The organism is Streptomyces sp. S.PB5, from assembly GCF_030403745.1.
Taxonomy (GTDB): domain Bacteria; phylum Actinomycetota; class Actinomycetes; order Streptomycetales; family Streptomycetaceae; genus Streptomyces.
In genome coordinates this window covers 49,482-67,321 of record NZ_JAQMWP010000020.1, presented here as the reverse complement: position 1 = coordinate 67,321, position 17,840 = coordinate 49,482, and the positions used below count along the sequence as shown (strand labels likewise).

The following is a 17,840-nucleotide window of genomic DNA, read 5'->3' as shown; positions in this document are numbered from 1 at the left end:
GGTGAGTGACGTGAGCCACGAGGCGTACTGCGGCGAAATCAGCTCCCGGGCCCACGAGTTGCGTACGGCGGTGCGGTCCGCCGAGGCGGGCCCGGCGGCGACTCCCGTGCCCAGCTGTCCCGGCTGGACCCTGACGCAGCTCGCCCGGCATGTCGGCGGCACCCACCGGTGGGCGGCGCAGATCGTCAGGACCCGGGCCACCGGTCCCGTTTCCCATGACATGGTCGACGACGTCTTCTCCCCCGGCCCCGAGACACCCGCCGAACTGGACGACTGGATCGCCGAGGGCGCCGCGGAGCTGACCGGTGTGCTGCGCGAGGCCGGCCCCGACGCCCCGGTGTGGACGGTCGCCCCGGGTGGCACCGCCGGCTTCTGGGCCCGGCGGATGGCCCACGAGACGACACTCCACGCCGCGGACGCGGCCTTCGTCTCGGGCGCCGCCTTCGCCGTACGGGAGGAGCTGGCCCGGGACGCGCTGGACGAGTGGATGGGGTTCGGCGCGCTGCCCCGGGTCCTGGAGGCCGCCGGGCCCGACGCGCCGCCGCTCACGGGACCGGGGCGCACACTGCATCTGCATGCCACGGACACGGCCGACGCCGAGTGGCTGGTGAACCTCACGAGTGTGCCGGTCACCTGGAGCCACGCCCATGAGAAGGCCGCGGTGGCGGTGCGCGCGCCGCTCACGGATCTGGTGCTGTTGCTGTACGGCCGCCGTTCCGCCGCCGACGCGTCCGTGGAGGTCTTCGGGGACGAGGACCTGCTGGCCCTGTGGCTGGAGCGTTCCGGGTTCTGGCTTCGCAAGTAGCCGCGGTCCGTGCGACGGCCGTCGGGGGCGCGCCCGTCACTCGTCCGGGATGCCGAACTCCATCCACAGCGGATAGTGGTCCGAGATGTGCCAGGACAGTTCGTTCCTGGTGCGCTCGCCCAGCAGCTCGGGGACGAAGTCGATGTGGCCGCCGGAGAGGGCTTCCAGCGTCAGTACCGGCCGGCGCTTCTGCCCTTTGGTGAACCAGGCGATCTGGTCGTAGAAGTGTTCCGCACCCGGGTCGTCGAAGATCGTGCGCGGCAGGCCGGCGAGCGCGGGGGCGGGGACCAGACCGGTGGAGGTGAACGCCTCGAACAGGGGGTCGCCGGCGCGGTCGATGTTGAAGTCGCCGAGTGCGATGAGGTTGTGGTCCCAGCCGAACTCCTGCTCCGCCCAGCCCGCCAGCCATTTGGCGATGGCCCGCAGTTCCGGGACGCGGTCCGCTGCGCGGTCGCCGAACAGGACGTGCAGGGTGACGAGCGTGAACGTCTGGCCTTGGGAGAGGAAGCTGACCGCGTAGGGCGTACGGGCGAACTGCCGCTCCAGATCGGCCTCGGGGACACCGGCGTCCTCCTCGATGGGCACCACCAGTTCGCAGGCCAGGCCGGAGGGCTTCACCCGGCGGGTGTCGAAGAGGAACGCCAGCCGCTCGCTGTTGCCCGCCTCGCCCCGGGTCACGTCGGTGAGGATGAACGCCCATTCCTCGCCGAGGACTTTGAGCAGGTAGCGCAGGGACCGGAGGTTGCCGCGCACCTCCTGGACCGCCACGACGTCGAAGCGGCGGATCACCGACGCGATGAGGTGGATGTCGGTGAAGTTCCGCTTCGGTGAGGCGCCTTCCGGGGTCGTCCAGGCCTTGGTGAGGTCGGAGAAGGCGCGAATGTTCCAGGTCGCGATCAGGAGGTTGGTGCCGTCGTTCTTCTGCGGCACCGAGGCGTCGAGGAACGCGTTCCAGCGTTCGACCTTGGTGATCACTCGCTGGGGTGGTGCCAGGATGTCGGCTTCGGCGGGCACGGGTCCTCCTCGGTGCCGGGAACGGAGATCCTTGTCGAGACTCCGAGATGGTGCCCGGGCGGGGCAAGACGCCGTTGCGGTGACGCGGGATCCGGGTGTCGGGATCGATTCGGGTGCGGGCCCGGCCGTTCGATGGGCAAGATGGGTCCATGACGAAACCATCCGTGTCGTCGGCGCGGCACGGTTCCCCGGGCTCCGTGCTCTCGCTGTGGTCGCAGGACTCGGTGCTGTCGATCGGTTCCGTGGGGTCGGTGCTGTCGATCGGATCGGTCGGCTCGGCGCTCTCCGTCGGGTCGATCGGCAGTGCGCTGTCCGTCGGGTCGATCGGGTCGACGCTGTCGCTGGTCTCGTTCGGGTCATGGCTGAGCACGGGATCGTGCCTGTCCGCGCAGGCGCAGTGGTCGGTGCTGTCCTGGCGTTCCTCGCGCGCGTTCCGCTCCGCCGCGGGAGTGGGGGTTCTGGGGGTCGTGGGGGTGGCTGCTCTGCTGGCGGCTCAGCAGACGCGGCGCGAGGGGCGGGCCTGACCGACCGGGCGCCACCCGCACGGTCCCTCCCTCTCGTCAGAGCCGGATGACGGTCCCGGACGGGCCGGGCGTTGCGGTGTCGTGGCGGATGTACCACTCGGTGGCCACCAGGCGCTCACGGTCCTGGGCAGGGAGGGCTGCGATCAGTCCTGGGGCCGATGTTCCGCGTCGTACTTCGGTGCGGTGGGCCAGGACGGCGGCGATCTTCCGCTCCAGCCAGGGAGTGACATCGACGGTGTCGGTGATCCGCTCGTCGGGGACGGTCAGGAGCGCCTTGCCGGTCGGGGCGAAGTGTCCGGCCCAGGCCGGCACGGCGGAGTGCGGGTGCGTGGCGAGGTACAGGGCGCTCGGCTGCCAGGGGGCACCGGCCTCCGGGTGAAGGCGCTCCAGGCCTGCCGCCTGGACGGCGAGTGCCGTGACGCGGTGGGTGTGGATGTGGTCGGGGTGTCCGGTCAGGTTGCCGTAGGCGTCGTGGGTGATGACGAGGTCGGGGCGGAACTCCCGGATGTGGGCGACGAGTTCGCCTATCAGGTCGTCGAGGGGCACATCGCAGAAGCGGGTCCGGCCCGGGGCCGAGTGCGGGGCGCGGGCGTCGGCGTGGCCGAGCATGCGGGGTTCGCCGGCGCCGAGGATCCGCAGGGCCTCGGCCAGTTCGGCGGCGCGTGGTGTGTCCGGGGACCAGGTGGCGGTGACGACCGCGGTGCGTGCGCCCGCGCGGGCGTGGCGGGCGAGCACTCCGCCGGCCACGAGGGATTCGTCGTCCGGGTGGGCGAAGACGCCGAGCAGACTGGGCAGGGGCACAGGCGTTCGCCTTCCGGTGCGGCGGTCGTGCCAAGGGGGGCAGTCGTGCCAGGAGGGGCGGGCCCCGGACTCCCGCCCTACTTGCTGTGCACGATCTGGATCAGGTTGCCGCAGGTGTCGTCCAGGACCGCGGTGGTGACCGGGCCCATCTCCAGCGGCTCCTGGGTGAACCGCACCCCGAGCGCGCTCAGCCGGTCGTACTCCGCCTGCACGTCGTCCACGGCGAAGGCGGCCGCCGGGATGCCGTCCTCGACCAGCGCCGTCTTGTACGGCTGCACGGCGGGGTGGCCGGAGGGTTCGAGGAGCAGTTCGGTGCCGTCGGGGTTCTCCGGTGAGACCACGGTGAGCCACCTGTGCTCACCCAGCGGGACGTCGTGCTTCTTCACGAAGCCCAGCACATCCGTGTAGAAGCGCAGGGCCGTCTCCTGGTCGTCGACGAAGACGCTCGTCAGGTGGATCCTCATGGGGTGCTCTCCGGTGCCTCGGGCCTGAGCCATCGGGTCACGATGAGCTCAAGGGGTTCGGTGTTCAGGTCGTGGAACTTGTAGCGGCCCTGGCGTCGCGAGACGACGAGACCCGCCGATTCGAGCACGGCCAGATGCTGGCTGACCGCCTGGCGGGACAGGCCCAGCCCGTGCTTGGTCACCAGCCGTGTGCAGATCTCGAACAGGGTCTGGCCGTTGCGCTCCACCAGTTCGTCGAGGATGCGCCGACGAGTGGGGTCGGCCAGCGCCTTGAAGACATCCTCTGCCATGACCGACACCATAGGCAAGTCGTCACTTGCCTATCAAGTGCTCGGTGGTCAGTGAGCGGCCATCGTCTCCAGCCCGTACTGGCCGTTCAGCCGAGCTTGCGTGCCACTCCGCCGTAGAAGCCGATCTGTTCCGAGCCGGCCGGCGGTGGGGCGTCCGGGCGCCAGAACGGGGCCTGGGACAGGCCGGGGTCGATCAGGTCGAAGCCGTCGAACAATCGCTCGATCTCGGCTCGGGTGCGGAGGTTGAGGCTGGCGGTGGCCTTGCTGTAGACGGCCTGGGCCGCGGTGCGGTCCGCGAAGTCGCCGGTCGCATGGGAGAGGGCCAGGAAGCTGCCGGGCGGGAGGGCGTCGCGGAGGGTGGCGATGATCTGCCACGGCTCGTCGGCGTCCGTGAGGAAGTGAACGACGGCGACGAGGAGCAGGGCGATCGGCCTGTCGAAGTCGATGGCCTCGCGGATCTCGGGGTGCCCCAGGACGGCCTGCGGGTCGCGCAGGTCGCCGAGGACGATGCTCGTCGTGCCGCCGCTGGTCAGAAGCGCGTCGCCGTGTGTCTTGACGATGGGGTCGTTGTCGACGTACGCGACGCGCACGTCGGACGCCACCTCATGGGCGACCTCGTGCACGTTCGGCGAGGTGGGAAGTCCGGTGCCGATGTCGATGATCTGGCGGACGCCCTCGTCGGCCACCAGGTGGCGGACGGCGCGCTGCAGGAAGGCGCGGTTGGCGCGCAGACCGATCCGTACCTCGGGTGCGGCGGCCGCGAGTTCGTCGCCGGCACGCCGGTCGACCTCGTAGTGGTCCTTGCCGCCCAGCAGGTAGTCGTAGATCCGGGCGGGGTGCGGTCTGCTGGGGTCGATCCGCTCGGCACGCACGCCGTCCCCGGTCACCCCGGACTCCCCTCGACGACCGCCACGGCCCCTCGCCGCGACTGACCGGGGACAGCTTCGCACATCAACTGCCGTCACCAGGAGGCGCGTTCACCTCACCAGGGCACCATCTCAGATCTACCGCACCGCTGTTGATGCCCGCCGCTACCGAAGCAGTTCGAAGGTGACGTGCGGGGACAGTGCGCGCAGGAAGTCGGAGGCGTCGAAGATCGCTCCGGCGGAGGCGACTCCGACGGTACGGGTCCGCCCGGTGAGGATGCGGTGGACGGCCTCCACGGCGAGAGGCGCGGTGACGGCGTAGATGTCCTGTCCCGTGGCCACGGCGCGGCGTTCGTCGGCGCCGGAGCGTACGACGGCGTCGACGAGGAAGGTCTGGTCCGACCGTCCCTCGGCATCGGTCGCGGCCGGTGCGGGAGTGCCGGGGGTCGACAGGTCCTGGGCGGCCACGGTCGCCATGTGGGTGCGGACCTCGGGGATGGCGAGATGGCTGGGCAGGGTGACCACGTCGGCCATGGTGAATTCCGCGACCACGTCCTTCGTGCCCATCGGCTCGGGGAAGGGCCAGGACAGGACGGTCGGCTGCTCGTCGTGGTAGGCCAGCCGGCCCTTCGTGAAGCGGACGCGTCGGCCGCCTCGCCGCTCGTGGGAGACCGCGCCCGCGGCGCGGGTGCCGGAGGTGGGGTGCCAACTGCTCAGTCCGTAGGCGATGTTCGCCTCGTCGGCCGAGGTCCACTCGCCCATCGCGGCGGTGGCCAGCAGATCACCGAGGCCGCCGTAGAAGGCCATCGCGGGGACGATCACGGCTCCCGCCTCCCGGGCGCGGTCCGAGAAGTGCGTGAACGTGTCGGCGTTGGCCTCGATCTCGGCCGCCACGTCGACGTACGGGATGCCGGCGCGCAGCGCGGCCTCGATCACCGGGGCCGCGGTCGTGGCGAAGGGGCCCGCGCAGTTGATCACCGCGTCGGCGCCGGCGAGGGCGCGGTCGAGGGAGGCGGGGTCGTCGACCGCTGCCGGACGGACGTCCAGGCCGGGGAAGGATTCCGCCAGCTCCTTGAGTCTGACGGCGTCGCGGCCCGCGAGCACGGGGACGAACCCGCGCTCCCGCAGATGCGCCACCACGAAGCGTCCCGTGTGCCCGTAAGCGCCGTACACCGTCACCGTTCGTGCCGTTCCCATGGGTTCTCCCCCGTTGCTCGCCTGATCGACTGAGAACATCCTGGCGGCCCCGGCCACCGCACCGTGAGTGTCCGGAACGACATGCCCCGTACACTTTCGGACATGCCCACTGTCGCGCTGGCCGTCACCGACGGCATGCTGCACTTCGAACTGTCCATGGCCTGCGAGGTCTTCGGTTCCGCTCCCGTCGGGGTGGACGTGCCCTGGTACGACGTCACCGTGTGCGGGACGCAGGCGGTGCAGGTCGGACGGTTCCGGCTGGAGCCCGATCAGGGGCTCGACCGGCTCCGGGACGCCGACACCGTGATCGTCCCCGGCTGGGCGGACGTCGATGTGGAGCCCCCGGGCAAGCTGGTCGAGGCGGTGCGAGCCGCGTACGAGGCCGGGGCGCGGGTGGCCTCGCTGTGCACCGGGGCGTTCGTACTGGCCGCCGCCGGTCTGCTGGACGGCAAGCGGGCGACCACGCACTGGGCGCACACCGATGTGCTCGCCGCCCGCCATCCGGAAGTGACGGTCGATCCGGACGTCCTCTACGTCGACAACGGCAGCGTTCTCACCTCCGCCGGCAAGGCCGCCGCCATGGACCTGTGCCTCCATCTCCTGCGCCTCGACCACGGCTCGGCGGTGGCCAATGCCGCCGCCCGCCGTCTCGTCGTGCCGCCGCACCGGGCAGGCGGTCAGGCGCAGTTCGTGGCCACGCCGGTGCCCGAGCGGGACGACCATCCGCTGGGTGCGCTGTTGCCCTGGGTGGTGGAGCGCCTCGACCAACCCCTGACGGTCGAGGACCTGGCCCGTCAGGCCCGGATGAGCTCCCGCCATCTGGGCCGGCACTTCCGGGCCGCCACCGGGACCACTCCCCTGCAGTGGCTGCTGATCCAGCGGATCCGCCGCGCCCAGGAGTTGCTGGAGGCCACGGACGACAGCGTCGACACGATCGCGACGACCACCGGCATGGGTACCGCGACGACACTGCGCCGGCACTTCAACCGCACGGTCGGCGTGCCCCCGGACACCTACCGGCGCACCTTCCGCTCAAAGGCCCGGCCCGCGGCGGACGGGCGCGGGTGAGGTCACTCCGGGGTGTCCCCGCAGCCGACCCGAGTCACAGCGGATGCGGCAGTGTCCCGGCGGTGAGGAAGAACGTGACGGCGTAGGTGAACCCGCCTGTGCGTACGGCCTCGTCGAACTGGACCACGAAGCGGTCCGCGTCCGTGAGCCCGAGGTGACCTCGGGCCGCGGCCGTGTGGGCCCACGTGCGCAGCCCCATGACGTTGTCGACCGCCGACGGGTCGCGTACGACAAGAGTCCGGGCCTCGACGGTGAGGTCCCGGAGGCCGCGAGCCGTGAGCAGTCCGGCGTGCCGATGGGCGAGCGTGCCGTTGCGCAGCGACACGTCGGCGCGATAGCGCAGGACACGGCGGGCGAGGTCCTGGTCGTCGATGTCGAGTACTTGTGTGTCGTAGTCCGGGTCGGCCAACGCGATCCGGCCGCCGGGGCGGACCACTCGAAGCAGTTCGTCCAGCACCCGGTCCGGGTCGGCGACGTGCTGGAGGACGCGGTCGGCCCACGCACCGTCGAACCGGCCACCCCTGAAGGGCAGTTGATGTCCATCCGCGACGGCGGCCCGCGTGAGCCCCCGTGCCCTCGCCTGCGCGACCATCGTCGACGAACTGTCGACCGCGACGGCCTCGGCCCCCCAACGTGAACGCAGGGCCAGGGCCGCGTCCCCCGTCCCCGCTCCGACCTCCAGGAACAGCCCGCCCGCCGTGGGACGCAACAGCTCCTGCAACCGCTGCTTGTAGGCGGCGTAGAACGGCTCCGCGCCGACCCGGTCCAGGACCCGCACCCAGTCCCCGGGCCTGGATTGCGCGTCGACCGACGTGAAGCCATGGGCAGGACCCTGATCGCTCATGCGTTCACGCTAGTGCCGTGGGCAGGGGGTGCGGTCCTGGTCGAGGCATTCGACGCCGGGCCGACCGAGCTTGGTCTTTCAGGGTCAGGGACGCACCCGGCCACCACGGCCCGGTCATCGCCCTCCCGCGCCCCCCGACTGGGCCAGACAGGTGACCACATGCCCCGCGGCAGGCTCGGCCGTACCGGGATCAGTACCGCTGGGCCTTGGCGATCTCGGCCGTGAGTTTCGGCTCGGCAGGCTTGCGGCTGATGGCCAGCGGCTGCGCCTTCTCCCCCGGTTCGAGATCCTGCGCGCCGACGAAGCGGGTCTCGACCACCTTGCCGTCCGGGTCGCGGAAGTCGACCTGGACCGCGTAGGAAGCCGTCTCGTCGGTGCGGTTGGTGATGCTCACGACGAGGGCGAGCAGGCCGCCGGTCTCGGAGCGCGGCAGGCCGGTCATCGAGACGTCCGCCGTGGCGTTGCCGCGTCCGTCGACGTCCTCGAGCTCCTGCTGTGCCGCCGCGTTGGCGCGCGCGGCCTCCGCGGAGACCGACGCCTCGAAGGCGGAGGCGCGTGCGGAGGCGGAGGAGGCCGCGGCCGAGGCCGCGCCCTGGGCGGACGCCTTGACGGACGCGCCGAGCGAGGCGAGGGCGGACGGTGGCGTGCCGGAGAACGACGCGGTGTCGGCCGCGGTGGGGGTCGGGCTGAACGAGGCGCTCTCGTCCTCACCGCTGTCCGTACTGCAGGACACCAGTGCGGCCGCACCCACGGCTGCCAGGACGAGCCCGGCGAGCGCGCTCGCGGCGCGGCGCCGTCGCGATGGATCCCTGGGCTGCGACACATCGGCGCTCATGCGATGAGGTTCCTTCCGTCGGCGTTCGAGGGCTTTCGCCGCCTTGTGGCCATGTCCATCGTGGGGGCCGCCCGGCGGACCGGCCACTTCACAGGGCCTGACGGCGGGCGTTGAGCGCGTCCACGGCTCCGCGGGCGTCGCCGATCGTCGTGTAGTCGACCGCGATGAAGTTCACCGCTCTCCCCCGCTCCCGCTCGCACCGGTCGACGCGGTCCAGCACGTACCGGCGGGCGTTGACGGTGCCCGCGTCCAACCGGCTGCCGCCGTCGACGGTGACGAAGTGGTTGAGCAGGAACAGCCGTTTGCCGGTGCCGCCCCGGTGGGGCACGCAGCTCATCTCGTCGGGGCTGCGGAAGGCGAACGGGGTCTCCATGCCGTAGCGGTAGAAGTTGCGGTACCAGGCCGCCGGGCCGTCCGCCTGCTCGGCGAAGACGACGAGTCGCCGGCCGTCGTCGATCATCTCGCCCAGGGTCGGCCAGGGTTCGGCGGGATCCGGGTCCGGTGTGTGGACCAGGTCCGTCAGACCGGCCTGCGCGAATGCCCCGGCGGTGTCCTCCCCCGTGATCGCGTCCTGGACGATCAGGGTCAGCACCTCGGTCGGATGGTCGCGCATCCAGTCACCGATCTGCCGCAGCGTCGGCACGAGTTCGACCGCTCCCGCACGGCACACGGCATGGCACAGCCACAGCCCTTCTCGGGGCGGATTGACCTTGTTGACCGCGGAGGCGATCAGTGCCCGCTGCTCGGCCGAGAAGTCGGAGTCGTTCAGCCGCGCGGTGATCTCCTCCGGCTTCTCCCAGCGGTAGGTGTCGATCTGGAGGGCACGCACCCCGTCGTCCAGCTGGGTGGTGACGGCCGGGTCCTGGAGCGGGCCGATGAACCGGTCGACCGTGGTCGACATGGCGTTGTGCGAGGTCAGGTAGGCGACCTCGTCGTAGGGCCGGTCGCACAGGCGCGCGCTGCCCTGGCACCGGCGGGGTGCGGACGGGGTCGCCACGAGCGGCACCAGCACGAGACCGGCCAGGACGACGGCACTGGTGCCGACGGCCACGGGCCGCAGGTACGGCGACACGGTCCGCAGGCCCGGCCGGACCTGGAGGGCCCATCCGAACCCGGCGAGCAGCGTCCCGGCGACCAGGGGGATCGCTGCCGTGCCCAGGGCCGTCGCCAGCATGTCGTCGACGGCCGTGTACTGCAGGTCGTCGACGAGCTCGGCCACGCTCGACGGCCAGCGCGCCGACGGCTCGACGATCCGGCCGCCGCTGACCAGCCGTACGGCCACCACGACGAGCGCGGTGAGCAGCCCGCCCCCGGCCAGGGCCCAGCCCAGCAGCATCGGACGGCGGCCGGGCGCGTGCGAACCGGTCACCCACAGTCCCACGAGGGCGGCGGCCAGCAGCGCGGCGGCCACGGCCTCCACGATGCCGAGACCGATCGCCGTGTAGGCGCGGGCGTCGTGGACGGCTGCCAGGTCGCCCTTGAGGACCTTCTCCAGGTTCCAGCCGCTGCCACCGGCGAGCGTCCGCAGGCGGGCGGCCGCGTCGGTGGTCCGCTCGGTCACCATGGCGGGGGCCACGAGGGCGAGCACGGTACCGATGTCCCCGTTCGCCAGGGCGACTTCGACCTCGGGGCGCAGCGTCTCGCGGTCCTGTGCGGGCAGGCCGGCGAGAACGCGCTCGGCGGCCTTGTCGGCCTGCGCTTCGGAGAGCGGCAGAGAGGGCAGCGCGGCGGGGGCGCGACCGGCGGCCACCTCCCTCAGGGCGGCGGACAGGGCGGACGAGAACGCCCCGAAGTCCGGTGCGGCCCGGCCCTGCACCGAGGCGACCAGGTCACCGAAGTAGATGTGCACCAGGTCGTTGATGTTGGCCAGCACCGGCCGCAGGTCGACGGTCAGAGCGAGGGTGTCCCGGTCGCCGTTGAGGTAGCCGACCACGGCCTCGATCTGCTCGTCGGTGAGGTCACGGACCGTCTCCGGCGGCAGCACCAGCTTGATGTTGGAGGTCACCACGGCTTCCGGGACCGGCAGCCCGGCCAGCAGGCTCCGGGTGACGGGGGCGGTCTGCGGATCGACCAGGACCTGGTCGTAGAGCCGGTCGTAGGCGGATGTCTCGTCCAGGACGGAGCGGTAGAACGCCGGGGAGACCACCGTGGCACGGGCGGTGGCGGCCACGGTGACGACGAGGGTGCAGAGCACCGCCGCGGCGAAGGCGAGGACGCGCAGCCATCTGCGCGAGGTCACGGGTTCCATGGGTCACCTGCTCCTCATGGTGATCTCGTCACCCGGGTGCCGCAAATCGCGCAGATGCGCGGCAGCGTGCACGGCCGCCGGGAACGCGCCCGGCGGCCGTGTCCGCTCCACGTGCCGGTCACATGTCGGCGGCGTCCACCACGGTGCCGAGGTCGACGAACTTGAAGCCGGTCGCCGTGCGCGTGCCGCCCTCTCCGTCCGGCACCTCGGGCGTCTCCTGCCCGTCCTGGACCACGAGCAGACCACGCGGATACCGGGCGCCGAGGGGCGCGTTCAGTACGGCGGCCCCGTCGCACTCCTGCACGCCGTCGAGCGTGCCCGAGGCCGCCGCGACGCGGAATCCGCCCTCGTACTCGTTGTCCTCGCCCACCTCACGGTCGTACAGCGCGAAGGTGTTGTCACCCTGGCTGGAGGCGAGCAAGTACCCGTCATCGTCCCGCTCCTGATAGAGCGTCAGCCCCTCGACGTCGGAGGACAGCCGCTTGCCGCCGTAGCCGGGGTCGGCGCCTGGCGTGCACTCCTCGGTCTCCTCGTCGTACGTCCCGGGGACGCCGTACTCCTTGACCTTGTCGATGAGGGCCGGCCTGCCGGTGAGGTCCGCGCGCAGCCGCCAGATGCCGATGTCCTCCTGGCCCGCGTAGAGCGTGCCGGTGGCCGGGTCCACGACCATGCCCTCGGTCTGCGGGAGTTCGCCGGGTTCCAGGCAGGGCGTCCAGGACGTGCCGTCGGGCAGGCGGAAGGCGGTCGGGAGGTCGAGGGTGCGGACCTTGCGGTAGCCGACGGTGCCGCCGGCGGCCGGGACGAGTTCGAGGAGCGCGAGCCGCGTCCGCTCCCGCTGACTGACCAGGGCGTACGACCGTCCTGTGGCCGTGTCCTTCCAGGTGGCCAGGCCGTACGCCGTGCGCTGGTCGTTGATCTCGGCCTGGTCGGCGGAGAACACGGGCGCGGCGGCCGGGTCGGTGACGTCGGTCAGCGGGCCGCCCGGGCGGGAGGGGTCGATGCGGTAGATCCGCAGTCGGTCGTTGCCCCGGTCGCTCACCACGGCCACGTCCGCCCGGCCGGTGGCGGTGCGCAGACCGGCGACGAGGTCGACGTTGTTGAAACGGCCGGGGGCGTCGTCTGCGGACGGCGGCTGGGGCGCGGCCAGGGACTGGACCAGGCGGGCGTCCAGGTCGTACACCCGCAGTCCGCCCTCCTTGGCGGTGGCCACGACGAGGCTGCGGCCGGGGTCGGCGGGGTTGCGCCAGATCGCCGGGTCGTCGGCGTCGGAGTTGCCGCCGGCCTCGTCGTCGTACAGCGCGGCCGTCTCGCTCGTGGCGGTCACCGTGGGCAGCTCCGCCGCGTCCGCGGGGGACGTGCCGAGGACGGTGACCAGCGCGGCGAGGACCGCCGCTCTTCGTGCGCTGCGGTGCGTCGTTGTCACAGGCGCTTCCTTGCCGTCGAGAGTGTCAGGGACATGCTGATCTTGTGGGGGGAAGCTTGCGCACAGGCGACGGGGAGCTGTCCATCTGTCTACGGGGTATGAGACCCCGTCGGGTCAGTCGCCCGAGACGCGGTCGGTCGAGGATGCCCAGGGGGCCAGGGCGCGCAAAAGGGGCTTCACGAGGGCCAGCGACCATGTGATCCGTTTGGTGTCCGCGCCACCGGGTGGGTCCGCCAGGGCGGTGGCGGCGCGGCGCAGCAGTCGGAAGCCGCCGGTCACCAGGCGAGGGCTGGGGCGCAGGGCCAGCACGGAGCCTGCCTGACGGGCCACGCCCGGCCACTGCATCTGGTGAGTGAGGAGTGCTCCGAGTCTGATCGCGGCCGTGATGGCCGCGCGGTTGTCCGGCAGATGCTCTCGGAGCAGTTCCACGAGGGGCCGGGCGATGTCGGCCTCCGCCTCGGCCATGCCGAACTGGATGGTGAAGGACCGGGTGAAATCGGCGACGGCGTCCTCGTACCGACCGGCGTACAAGCGGACCGCGCCGCGGCCCCCGAAAGCCCACGGCCATTGCGGATGGCCGGAGAGAGCCCGGCCGAAGTCCCGTTCCGCTTCGTCGAGCCGCCCTGCCTCCCACAGCAGCCATCCGCGCATCGCGAAGGCGAGCTCGGACCCGTGGCCGAGGGAGGCCGCACGGTCGAGGTCGGCCAGGGCTTCGGTGTCGCGGCCCAAACCGTGCAGTGCCCAGGCGCGGACCGCATGCGGCCAGGCCCGGCTGCGGGGGCCGTCCTCGTCCGGATCGGACAGGGCGCGGTCGGCCTCCCGACAGGCCTCCGCGTGTCGTCCGAGGTCGAGGAGCAGATCCGCCAGCAGGGCGCGGTACCACTCCGAATCGGAGTCCAGGTCGGCCGCCCGCGCCATGTCCCGTACGGCTTCGTCCCACCGTTCGAGGTGACCCAGACAGCGCGAACGTTCCGAGTACGCCCAGATGTACTCCGGGTCGATGTCGAGCGCGCGGTCCAAGTCCGCCAACGCCTGCTGATAGCGCCCCTGGACGCGGTGGAGCTCCGCGCGGCTGGCGAGTGCCCAGTCCAGTGCCGGGTCGAGTTCGACGGCACGGTCGTAGTCCGCGAGGGCTTCGGTGGGACGTCCGGCCGTCAGATTCACGTGCCCCCGGACGACGTGGTTCCAGGCTCCCCCGGGGTGGATGCGGATCGCCTCGTCCATGTCGGCGAGGGCGTCCTCGGCGTTCCCCCGCTGCTGATGAATGAGGGCGCGTCCCACCAATGCGTCGACGTGCAGTGGGTCCAGGACCAGGGCCGCGCTGAAGTCGGCGAGTGCCGACTCGTACCGCTCGGCACGCCGGTGCGCACGCCCGCGGGCCACCCTGGCGAGCAGTCGTCCCACGGTGTCCGGACCCGAGTGGGCCAGCAGGGCGTCGAGAACGGCCATGACCGCCGAGCCGTCGTCCCGCGACGCGACCGTCAGTCGCTCGCCCCAGACGGCCGGCCCCTCGTCCGCCGTGTCCGTCCCGGCCTGCGCGAGCAACTGCGCCCAGCGGCGGGCCGTACCGCTGCCGTTCTCACAGGCGTGGACGACCTCCGCGAGCGCGTCCGGCAGTGCGCGCCGCGGATCCGCGCACAGCCGGTGGTAGGTCTCGTTCGACCGGTGCTCGCGCCAGAGGGCGTCACCCCAGCGCTCCCCGTCGGGCACGGCCTCCTCCCGCTGCACCCGCCATGCGCGGAAGGTCTCCGCGAGCTGCTCATGCGCCGCCGCCCAACGCGCCGGGGACTGCACTCGCTGCAACCGCAGCATCGGCGCGCGCACCACGTCGTGGTACCGGCATCGCCCCGCCTGGTCGGTGACGAAGGCGAGCCGCCGCACCCACGCGTACTGTTCGGCGGCCTCCGGCGGGGCGACGGCGCGGTAGACGTCCTCGTCGAACTGCAACGGCAGGGCCAGGGCGAGGGCGGCGGCCCGGCGGGACGGGTCGGTCTCCCACTTCAGGAACCGCTCCACCGCCGTGCCCGACGGATCGCCCACTGTCTCGGCCGAGTCGGGCCGGGCCTGCGCCAGCGTGTGCACGAGGACGGGGAGCCGCCCCGACAGATGCAGTACGACCTCGACGGCCCGCTCGTCGGTGACGCCCCGCAGCGCCAGCAGCGCCCGCGCCTCCTCCTCCGTGAACGCCTCCAGCGGCACCTCGGTGACCAGGTCGAGCCAGTCGCCCCAGTTCCGGGCGGCGAGCCGGCCCTGTCCGGACAGCACGATCTGGACGTTGGCCGGCAGTAAGCCGTGCACCTCGCCGAACGCGATGTCGCACAGCCACTCGTCCAGGACGGCACCGGTCCGCTCGTACACGTCGAAGAGCAGCACCACCCACGGCCGCCGTCGTGCGGCCTCGGCGAGGTCCTCCAGGAACACCGGGGTCAGGACCCGCACCGGGTCCATGACCAGCCGTACGTCGTCGTGGGAGCGCAACCGTGCGCCCAGTGCGGCCCGCAGCCGGTCCGCGCCCTGGGCGACCTGTTGGGGATCGACGGCTCCGGCGAGCGCGCCGACGACCGGCACCATGCCGAGGCCGGCCAGGCCGACCTGGGCGGCGACCGAGCCCGAGAGCGAGGCCGCGGGCGGCTGGGCGGCGCCCTCGGCCGCCGTCTGGACGTCGCGTGCCGACTGCGCCTCGTGCTCGCGCTGGCGGAACGTCGCGAGCAGCTTGTCGAAGCGGCGCAGCTCCAGGTCCTGGCGTCCGAGGCGTTCGGCGATCTCCGCCATCGCCTCCACGGCGCTGTGCACGCTGTCGTCGAGGTACACGGTGGCCGCGTCCTGTTCGCGGGCGGCCGCCTCCCACTGGCGCACCAGCGAGGTCTTGCCGACTCCGGCGTTGCCGCGCACATGGAAGAGGAACTGGTGGTCGTCGGCCTCCGGATCCCGGGCGAGGTTCTCCCGGAACGCGTTCATCTCCCCCCGCCGGCCCACGAAGCCGCTGCGGCGCCGACGCCGGATCAACTCCTGGCGCGACGGTCGCTGTTCTGCCATCCCGCACCCCCGGCGGCCAGTATGGCAAGCGGCCGAGCGGCCCGGGCCCGGATCGCGGCGACCTGTTGTCAGTGGTGGGGGCCGTGCCGGCCGAGCGTCTGGACGGGAGTCGCGCCGGGGCGGGTCCACTGCGGCACCGGGCGGCCGGTCGGGCCCCAGGTGGGCTTGCCGTCCGCGTCCGAGCGCCAGAACGAGCTCGCGCCGAGCCCTTCGGGCCGGCCCTCGGGGTTGTCCTCCCATGCCTCGCCGCGGCCGTAGGGCGTCATGTCGAGCAGGCCCATCGACCCGTTGACCCGCTCGTTGCCCCGGCCTGTGGTGGCGTAGGTGAGGAACACGCGGTCGCCGTCGCGCAGATAGCTGGTGAGGTAGCCCATGTCACCGCCGGCCGGCCCCTCCACGCCGCGCACCGAGTACCAGGGCTGGGTGTAGCCCATGAACTCGACGTAGGGGGCCACCTCTTCCCACGCCCCCGTGGTCAGGACGGCGAACGAGACTCCGCGGGCGTTGAGGTAGACGGCGTCCTGCAGATGCCAGGCCGTGGTCGTGCAGCCCTCGCACTGCCCTTGGTGCGGTGCGCCGTCGTACCACATGTGCTTGTAGGCCACGAGTTCGTCGCGGCCCTGGAACAGGTCCACGAACGGGACCGGTCCGTCGGGTCCGACGACCTCGGCCGTCCCGTCGAACTCCACCATCGGCAGTCGGCGGCGGGCCGCGGCGATGGCGTCGCCCTCGCGGGTGTGGGCCTTCTCGCGGACCAGCAGTTCGTCACGGGCGGCCTGCCAGGCGGCCAGGTCGACGACGGGCGGACGGCCGGGCAGGGCGGTGGTCGGTTCGTCGGGTGTGCTCGTCATGGCGTCCTCCGTCGGGTCGGGTGCCGGGCGGTGTCGTACGACGCCCGGCGTCGGTACGACAGGGGGCAGACCCGTCACGCACCGAAAACTCATCGGGCCGCACGGATTCCGGGACCGCGGCCGGCCACAGCAGGACTGGTCTGGACGATCTTTTCGCGGCACCGCCAAGAAGGCATCAAGAGGCTGGTCAGTGCGCATACTTGACGGTGCGGGGAGCAACCCGCTTCGGCTGACGGGGAGTTGCAGGGTGAGTGGTGTCGACACAGGACTGAACAGGGCCGAGATAAAGCTCCGCTGGGATCCGAGTCCGTACGGCGAGCCGCCCCGGCACCTCGACATCATCGCGACGACGTACTCGGCGGACGATCCCCGGGGGCGGCCCGTGTACGTCGTCCACCACGACAGCCGGTCACCGGACGGGACGATCACGATGAGCCGGTACAGCGAGACCGGTATGGGCCTCGGGTACGTCGAGGCCATGACGTTCGAGTTCGACCGCATGTCGTCCGCGTACGGGCGGGTGGTCGTCGGTGTGGCGATCCACCAGGCCCCCGTCCCTCGCACGTTCGGCGACCTGTCCAACGCCGGAGTGCTCGTCCTGGAGGGGTACCGCGAGCTGCTGGTCGACGACTTCGCGAGGGTCTCCGACGCCACGGCCGCGACCGTCGCGGAGTTCACCAGGGACGCGGCCGGGACGTGGAGGTTTCACGAGATGGTCCGCGGGTTCGACAGCGACCCGGTGCTCTTCGCCTCGGAGATGGGTGGCGTCCGGCACTGAGGCGCGGCCGGCCTCGTCCTCAGCCCTCGCGCCAACCGAGCTTGATGAGCAGGTTCTTGGCCTCTTCCGCCACATCGGCCTCGGCGACGACGTCGTAGCGGGCCGCGACGATCTGGCTGCGGGAGGCGAAGTCGCGGTGGCCGCCGGTCATGGCGTGGCCGGCGAAGCCGAAGAGCGCGCCGAAGGCGGCACCGTAGAGCAGGCCGCTGAGCATCAGGAGCACGACATGGTGGTCGCCCGCGGCGAACAGCGACAGCAGCAGACCGACGAACAGGCCGAACCATGCGCCGGAGCCCGCTCCGGCAAGGGCGGCCCGGCCCCGGGTGAGGCGGCCGAGCACGGTCTCGACCATCCGCAGGTCCGTGCCGATGATCGCGGTGCGCTCGACCGGGAACCCGCTGTCGGAGAGGAAGTCGACCGCGCGCTGGGCCCCTTCGTAGGTCGGGTACGAGCCGACCACCGGGCGGTCGACGGGTGCCGTGGGTGCGGGCTGGGTCATCGCGGGTCTCCTTCGGTGTCCGGGGTGCCGGCGGCCGGGACCCGTCGGGTATCCGCGACCGGCCGGGGCACGCGTGACGGGCTCATGGTGGAGCGGAGCAGCAGGGCCGCGGTCAGGGTGGGTCCGACGGTCCGGGCGAGCGCGATCGGCAGGGCGCCGGTCTCGTCGAGGCCGGGAGTGAGGGCCGCGTCGGTGAGGACGCGGCTCGCTCCGTAGCCGGGAAGTGCGTGAGCCCAGGCGGGCGGGGTGGGGTGCAGCATCGGGCTCTGCTCGATGCCGAGGTCCATGAAGAGCAGT

The 17,840-nt window shown here is 72.1% G+C and carries 18 protein-coding genes; 4 read left to right on the top strand and 14 right to left on the bottom strand.

The genetic code is table 11. The annotated features are described in order from the left end of the window. Position 1: 1 nt before the first annotated feature. On the top strand, positions 2–805 hold the full coding sequence (locus PH203_RS39410; protein ID WP_289926656.1) for a maleylpyruvate isomerase family mycothiol-dependent enzyme: 804 nt from the start codon (positions 2–4) through the stop codon (positions 803–805). A 36-nt stretch (positions 806–841) separates the two neighbouring features. Here the strand turns inward: PH203_RS39410 and PH203_RS39405 are convergent, their stop codons facing one another. Further along, positions 842–1,819 carry an endonuclease/exonuclease/phosphatase family protein gene (locus PH203_RS39405; RefSeq protein WP_289926655.1) on the bottom strand — a complete coding sequence of 326 codons (978 nt, stop codon included), beginning with the start codon at positions 1,817–1,819 and terminating at the stop codon, positions 842–844. 149 nt (positions 1,820–1,968) lie between these two features. Between PH203_RS39405 and PH203_RS39400 the strand changes: the two genes are divergently transcribed. After that, positions 1,969–2,343 (top strand): hypothetical protein, encoded by a 375-nt coding sequence (locus PH203_RS39400; RefSeq protein WP_289926654.1) that lies wholly within the window; start codon positions 1,969–1,971, stop codon positions 2,341–2,343. Positions 2,344–2,379: 36 nt separating this feature from the next. Here PH203_RS39400 and PH203_RS39395 read toward each other — a convergent pair whose 3' ends face one another. The 5 genes from PH203_RS39395 to PH203_RS39375 all read right to left on the bottom strand — a co-directional run bounded on the left by PH203_RS39395 (position 2,380) and on the right by PH203_RS39375 (position 5,961). After that, positions 2,380–3,144, bottom strand: a complete 765-nt coding sequence (locus PH203_RS39395) for a PIG-L family deacetylase (RefSeq protein ID WP_289926652.1) — start codon at positions 3,142–3,144, stop codon at positions 2,380–2,382. Positions 3,145–3,221: 77 nt separating this feature from the next. After that, complete coding sequence (locus PH203_RS39390; RefSeq protein WP_289926651.1) at positions 3,222–3,608, bottom strand: VOC family protein; 387 nt, start codon at positions 3,606–3,608, stop codon at positions 3,222–3,224. Further along, the gene (locus tag PH203_RS39385) at positions 3,605–3,898 is read right to left on the bottom strand and encodes a metalloregulator ArsR/SmtB family transcription factor (RefSeq protein WP_289926649.1); all 294 of its coding nucleotides are present in this window, start codon (positions 3,896–3,898) and stop codon (positions 3,605–3,607) included. The genes PH203_RS39390 and PH203_RS39385 overlap by 4 nt, the downstream gene beginning before the upstream one ends. Before the next feature lie 86 nt (positions 3,899–3,984). Next, positions 3,985–4,785, bottom strand: coding sequence for an SAM-dependent methyltransferase (locus tag PH203_RS39380; protein ID WP_289926647.1), 801 nt, complete (start codon positions 4,783–4,785; stop codon positions 3,985–3,987). 144 nt (positions 4,786–4,929) lie between these two features. Further along, complete coding sequence (locus PH203_RS39375; RefSeq protein ID WP_289926645.1) at positions 4,930–5,961, bottom strand: saccharopine dehydrogenase NADP-binding domain-containing protein; 1,032 nt, start codon at positions 5,959–5,961, stop codon at positions 4,930–4,932. 102 nt (positions 5,962–6,063) lie between these two features. Here PH203_RS39375 and PH203_RS39370 point away from each other — a divergent pair, with 102 nt between their 5' ends. Further along, entirely contained in the window at positions 6,064–7,029 is a 966-nt protein-coding gene (locus PH203_RS39370; RefSeq protein ID WP_289926644.1) for a helix-turn-helix domain-containing protein, read from the top strand. Between the two features lie 34 nt (positions 7,030–7,063). Here the strand turns inward: PH203_RS39370 and PH203_RS39365 are convergent, their stop codons facing one another. The 6 genes from PH203_RS39365 to PH203_RS39340 form a co-directional block, all read right to left on the bottom strand. Beyond that, on the bottom strand, positions 7,064–7,873 hold the full coding sequence (locus PH203_RS39365; RefSeq protein WP_289926642.1) for a methyltransferase domain-containing protein: 810 nt from the start codon (positions 7,871–7,873) through the stop codon (positions 7,064–7,066). A gap of 190 nt (positions 7,874–8,063) precedes the next feature. After that, positions 8,064–8,708, bottom strand: coding sequence for a hypothetical protein (locus PH203_RS39360; RefSeq protein WP_289926641.1), 645 nt, complete (start codon positions 8,706–8,708; stop codon positions 8,064–8,066). 88 nt (positions 8,709–8,796) lie between these two features. Next, positions 8,797–10,956 (bottom strand): hypothetical protein, encoded by a 2,160-nt coding sequence (locus tag PH203_RS39355; protein WP_289926638.1) that lies wholly within the window; start codon positions 10,954–10,956, stop codon positions 8,797–8,799. Positions 10,957–11,074: 118 nt separating this feature from the next. Further along, positions 11,075–12,379, bottom strand: a complete 1,305-nt coding sequence (locus PH203_RS39350) for a phytase (protein WP_289926637.1) — start codon at positions 12,377–12,379, stop codon at positions 11,075–11,077. 114 nt (positions 12,380–12,493) lie between these two features. Next, on the bottom strand, positions 12,494–15,415 hold the full coding sequence (locus tag PH203_RS39345) for a tetratricopeptide repeat protein (protein ID WP_289926635.1): 2,922 nt from the start codon (positions 15,413–15,415) through the stop codon (positions 12,494–12,496). 68 nt (positions 15,416–15,483) lie between these two features. Further along, the gene (locus tag PH203_RS39340) at positions 15,484–16,266 is read right to left on the bottom strand and encodes a DUF899 family protein (protein ID WP_289926634.1); all 783 of its coding nucleotides are present in this window, start codon (positions 16,264–16,266) and stop codon (positions 15,484–15,486) included. A 247-nt stretch (positions 16,267–16,513) separates the two neighbouring features. Between PH203_RS39340 and PH203_RS39335 the strand changes: the two genes are divergently transcribed. Then, positions 16,514–17,044, top strand: coding sequence for a TerD family protein (locus tag PH203_RS39335; RefSeq protein WP_289926633.1), 531 nt, complete (start codon positions 16,514–16,516; stop codon positions 17,042–17,044). 19 nt (positions 17,045–17,063) lie between these two features. Here the strand turns inward: PH203_RS39335 and PH203_RS39330 are convergent, their stop codons facing one another. Together PH203_RS39330 and PH203_RS39325 are read right to left on the bottom strand one after the other, a co-directional pair. Continuing rightward, positions 17,064–17,543, bottom strand: coding sequence for a general stress protein (locus PH203_RS39330; RefSeq protein ID WP_289926632.1), 480 nt, complete (start codon positions 17,541–17,543; stop codon positions 17,064–17,066). Beyond that, on the bottom strand, positions 17,540–17,830 hold the full coding sequence (locus PH203_RS39325) for a hypothetical protein (RefSeq protein WP_289926630.1): 291 nt from the start codon (positions 17,828–17,830) through the stop codon (positions 17,540–17,542). Before PH203_RS39325 ends, PH203_RS39330 begins: the two co-directional genes overlap by 4 nt. Positions 17,831–17,840: the final 10 nt, after the last annotated feature.

What these genes read in the sequence shown, in the direction of transcription:
- PH203_RS39400 (WP_289926654.1), top strand. Translation starts at nt 1,969, where the DNA reads ATGACGAAACCATCCGTGTCGTCGGCGCGGCACGGTTCCCCGGGCTCC.
- PH203_RS39390 (WP_289926651.1), bottom strand. Translation starts at nt 3,608, where the DNA reads ATGAGGATCCACCTGACGAGCGTCTTCGTCGACGACCAGGAGACGGCC.
- PH203_RS39385 (WP_289926649.1), bottom strand. Translation starts at nt 3,898, where the DNA reads ATGGCAGAGGATGTCTTCAAGGCGCTGGCCGACCCCACTCGTCGGCGC.
- PH203_RS39375 (WP_289926645.1), bottom strand. Translation starts at nt 5,961, where the DNA reads ATGGGAACGGCACGAACGGTGACGGTGTACGGCGCTTACGGGCACACG.
- PH203_RS39370 (WP_289926644.1), top strand. Translation starts at nt 6,064, where the DNA reads ATGCCCACTGTCGCGCTGGCCGTCACCGACGGCATGCTGCACTTCGAA.
- PH203_RS39365 (WP_289926642.1), bottom strand. Translation starts at nt 7,873, where the DNA reads ATGAGCGATCAGGGTCCTGCCCATGGCTTCACGTCGGTCGACGCGCAA.
- PH203_RS39360 (WP_289926641.1), bottom strand. Translation starts at nt 8,708, where the DNA reads ATGAGCGCCGATGTGTCGCAGCCCAGGGATCCATCGCGACGGCGCCGC.
- PH203_RS39355 (WP_289926638.1), bottom strand. Translation starts at nt 10,956, where the DNA reads ATGGAACCCGTGACCTCGCGCAGATGGCTGCGCGTCCTCGCCTTCGCC.
- PH203_RS39345 (WP_289926635.1), bottom strand. Translation starts at nt 15,415, where the DNA reads ATGGCAGAACAGCGACCGTCGCGCCAGGAGTTGATCCGGCGTCGGCGC.
- PH203_RS39340 (WP_289926634.1), bottom strand. Translation starts at nt 16,266, where the DNA reads ATGACGAGCACACCCGACGAACCGACCACCGCCCTGCCCGGCCGTCCG.
- PH203_RS39330 (WP_289926632.1), bottom strand. Translation starts at nt 17,543, where the DNA reads ATGACCCAGCCCGCACCCACGGCACCCGTCGACCGCCCGGTGGTCGGC.
- PH203_RS39325 (WP_289926630.1), bottom strand. Translation starts at nt 17,830, where the DNA reads ATGGACCTCGGCATCGAGCAGAGCCCGATGCTGCACCCCACCCCGCCC.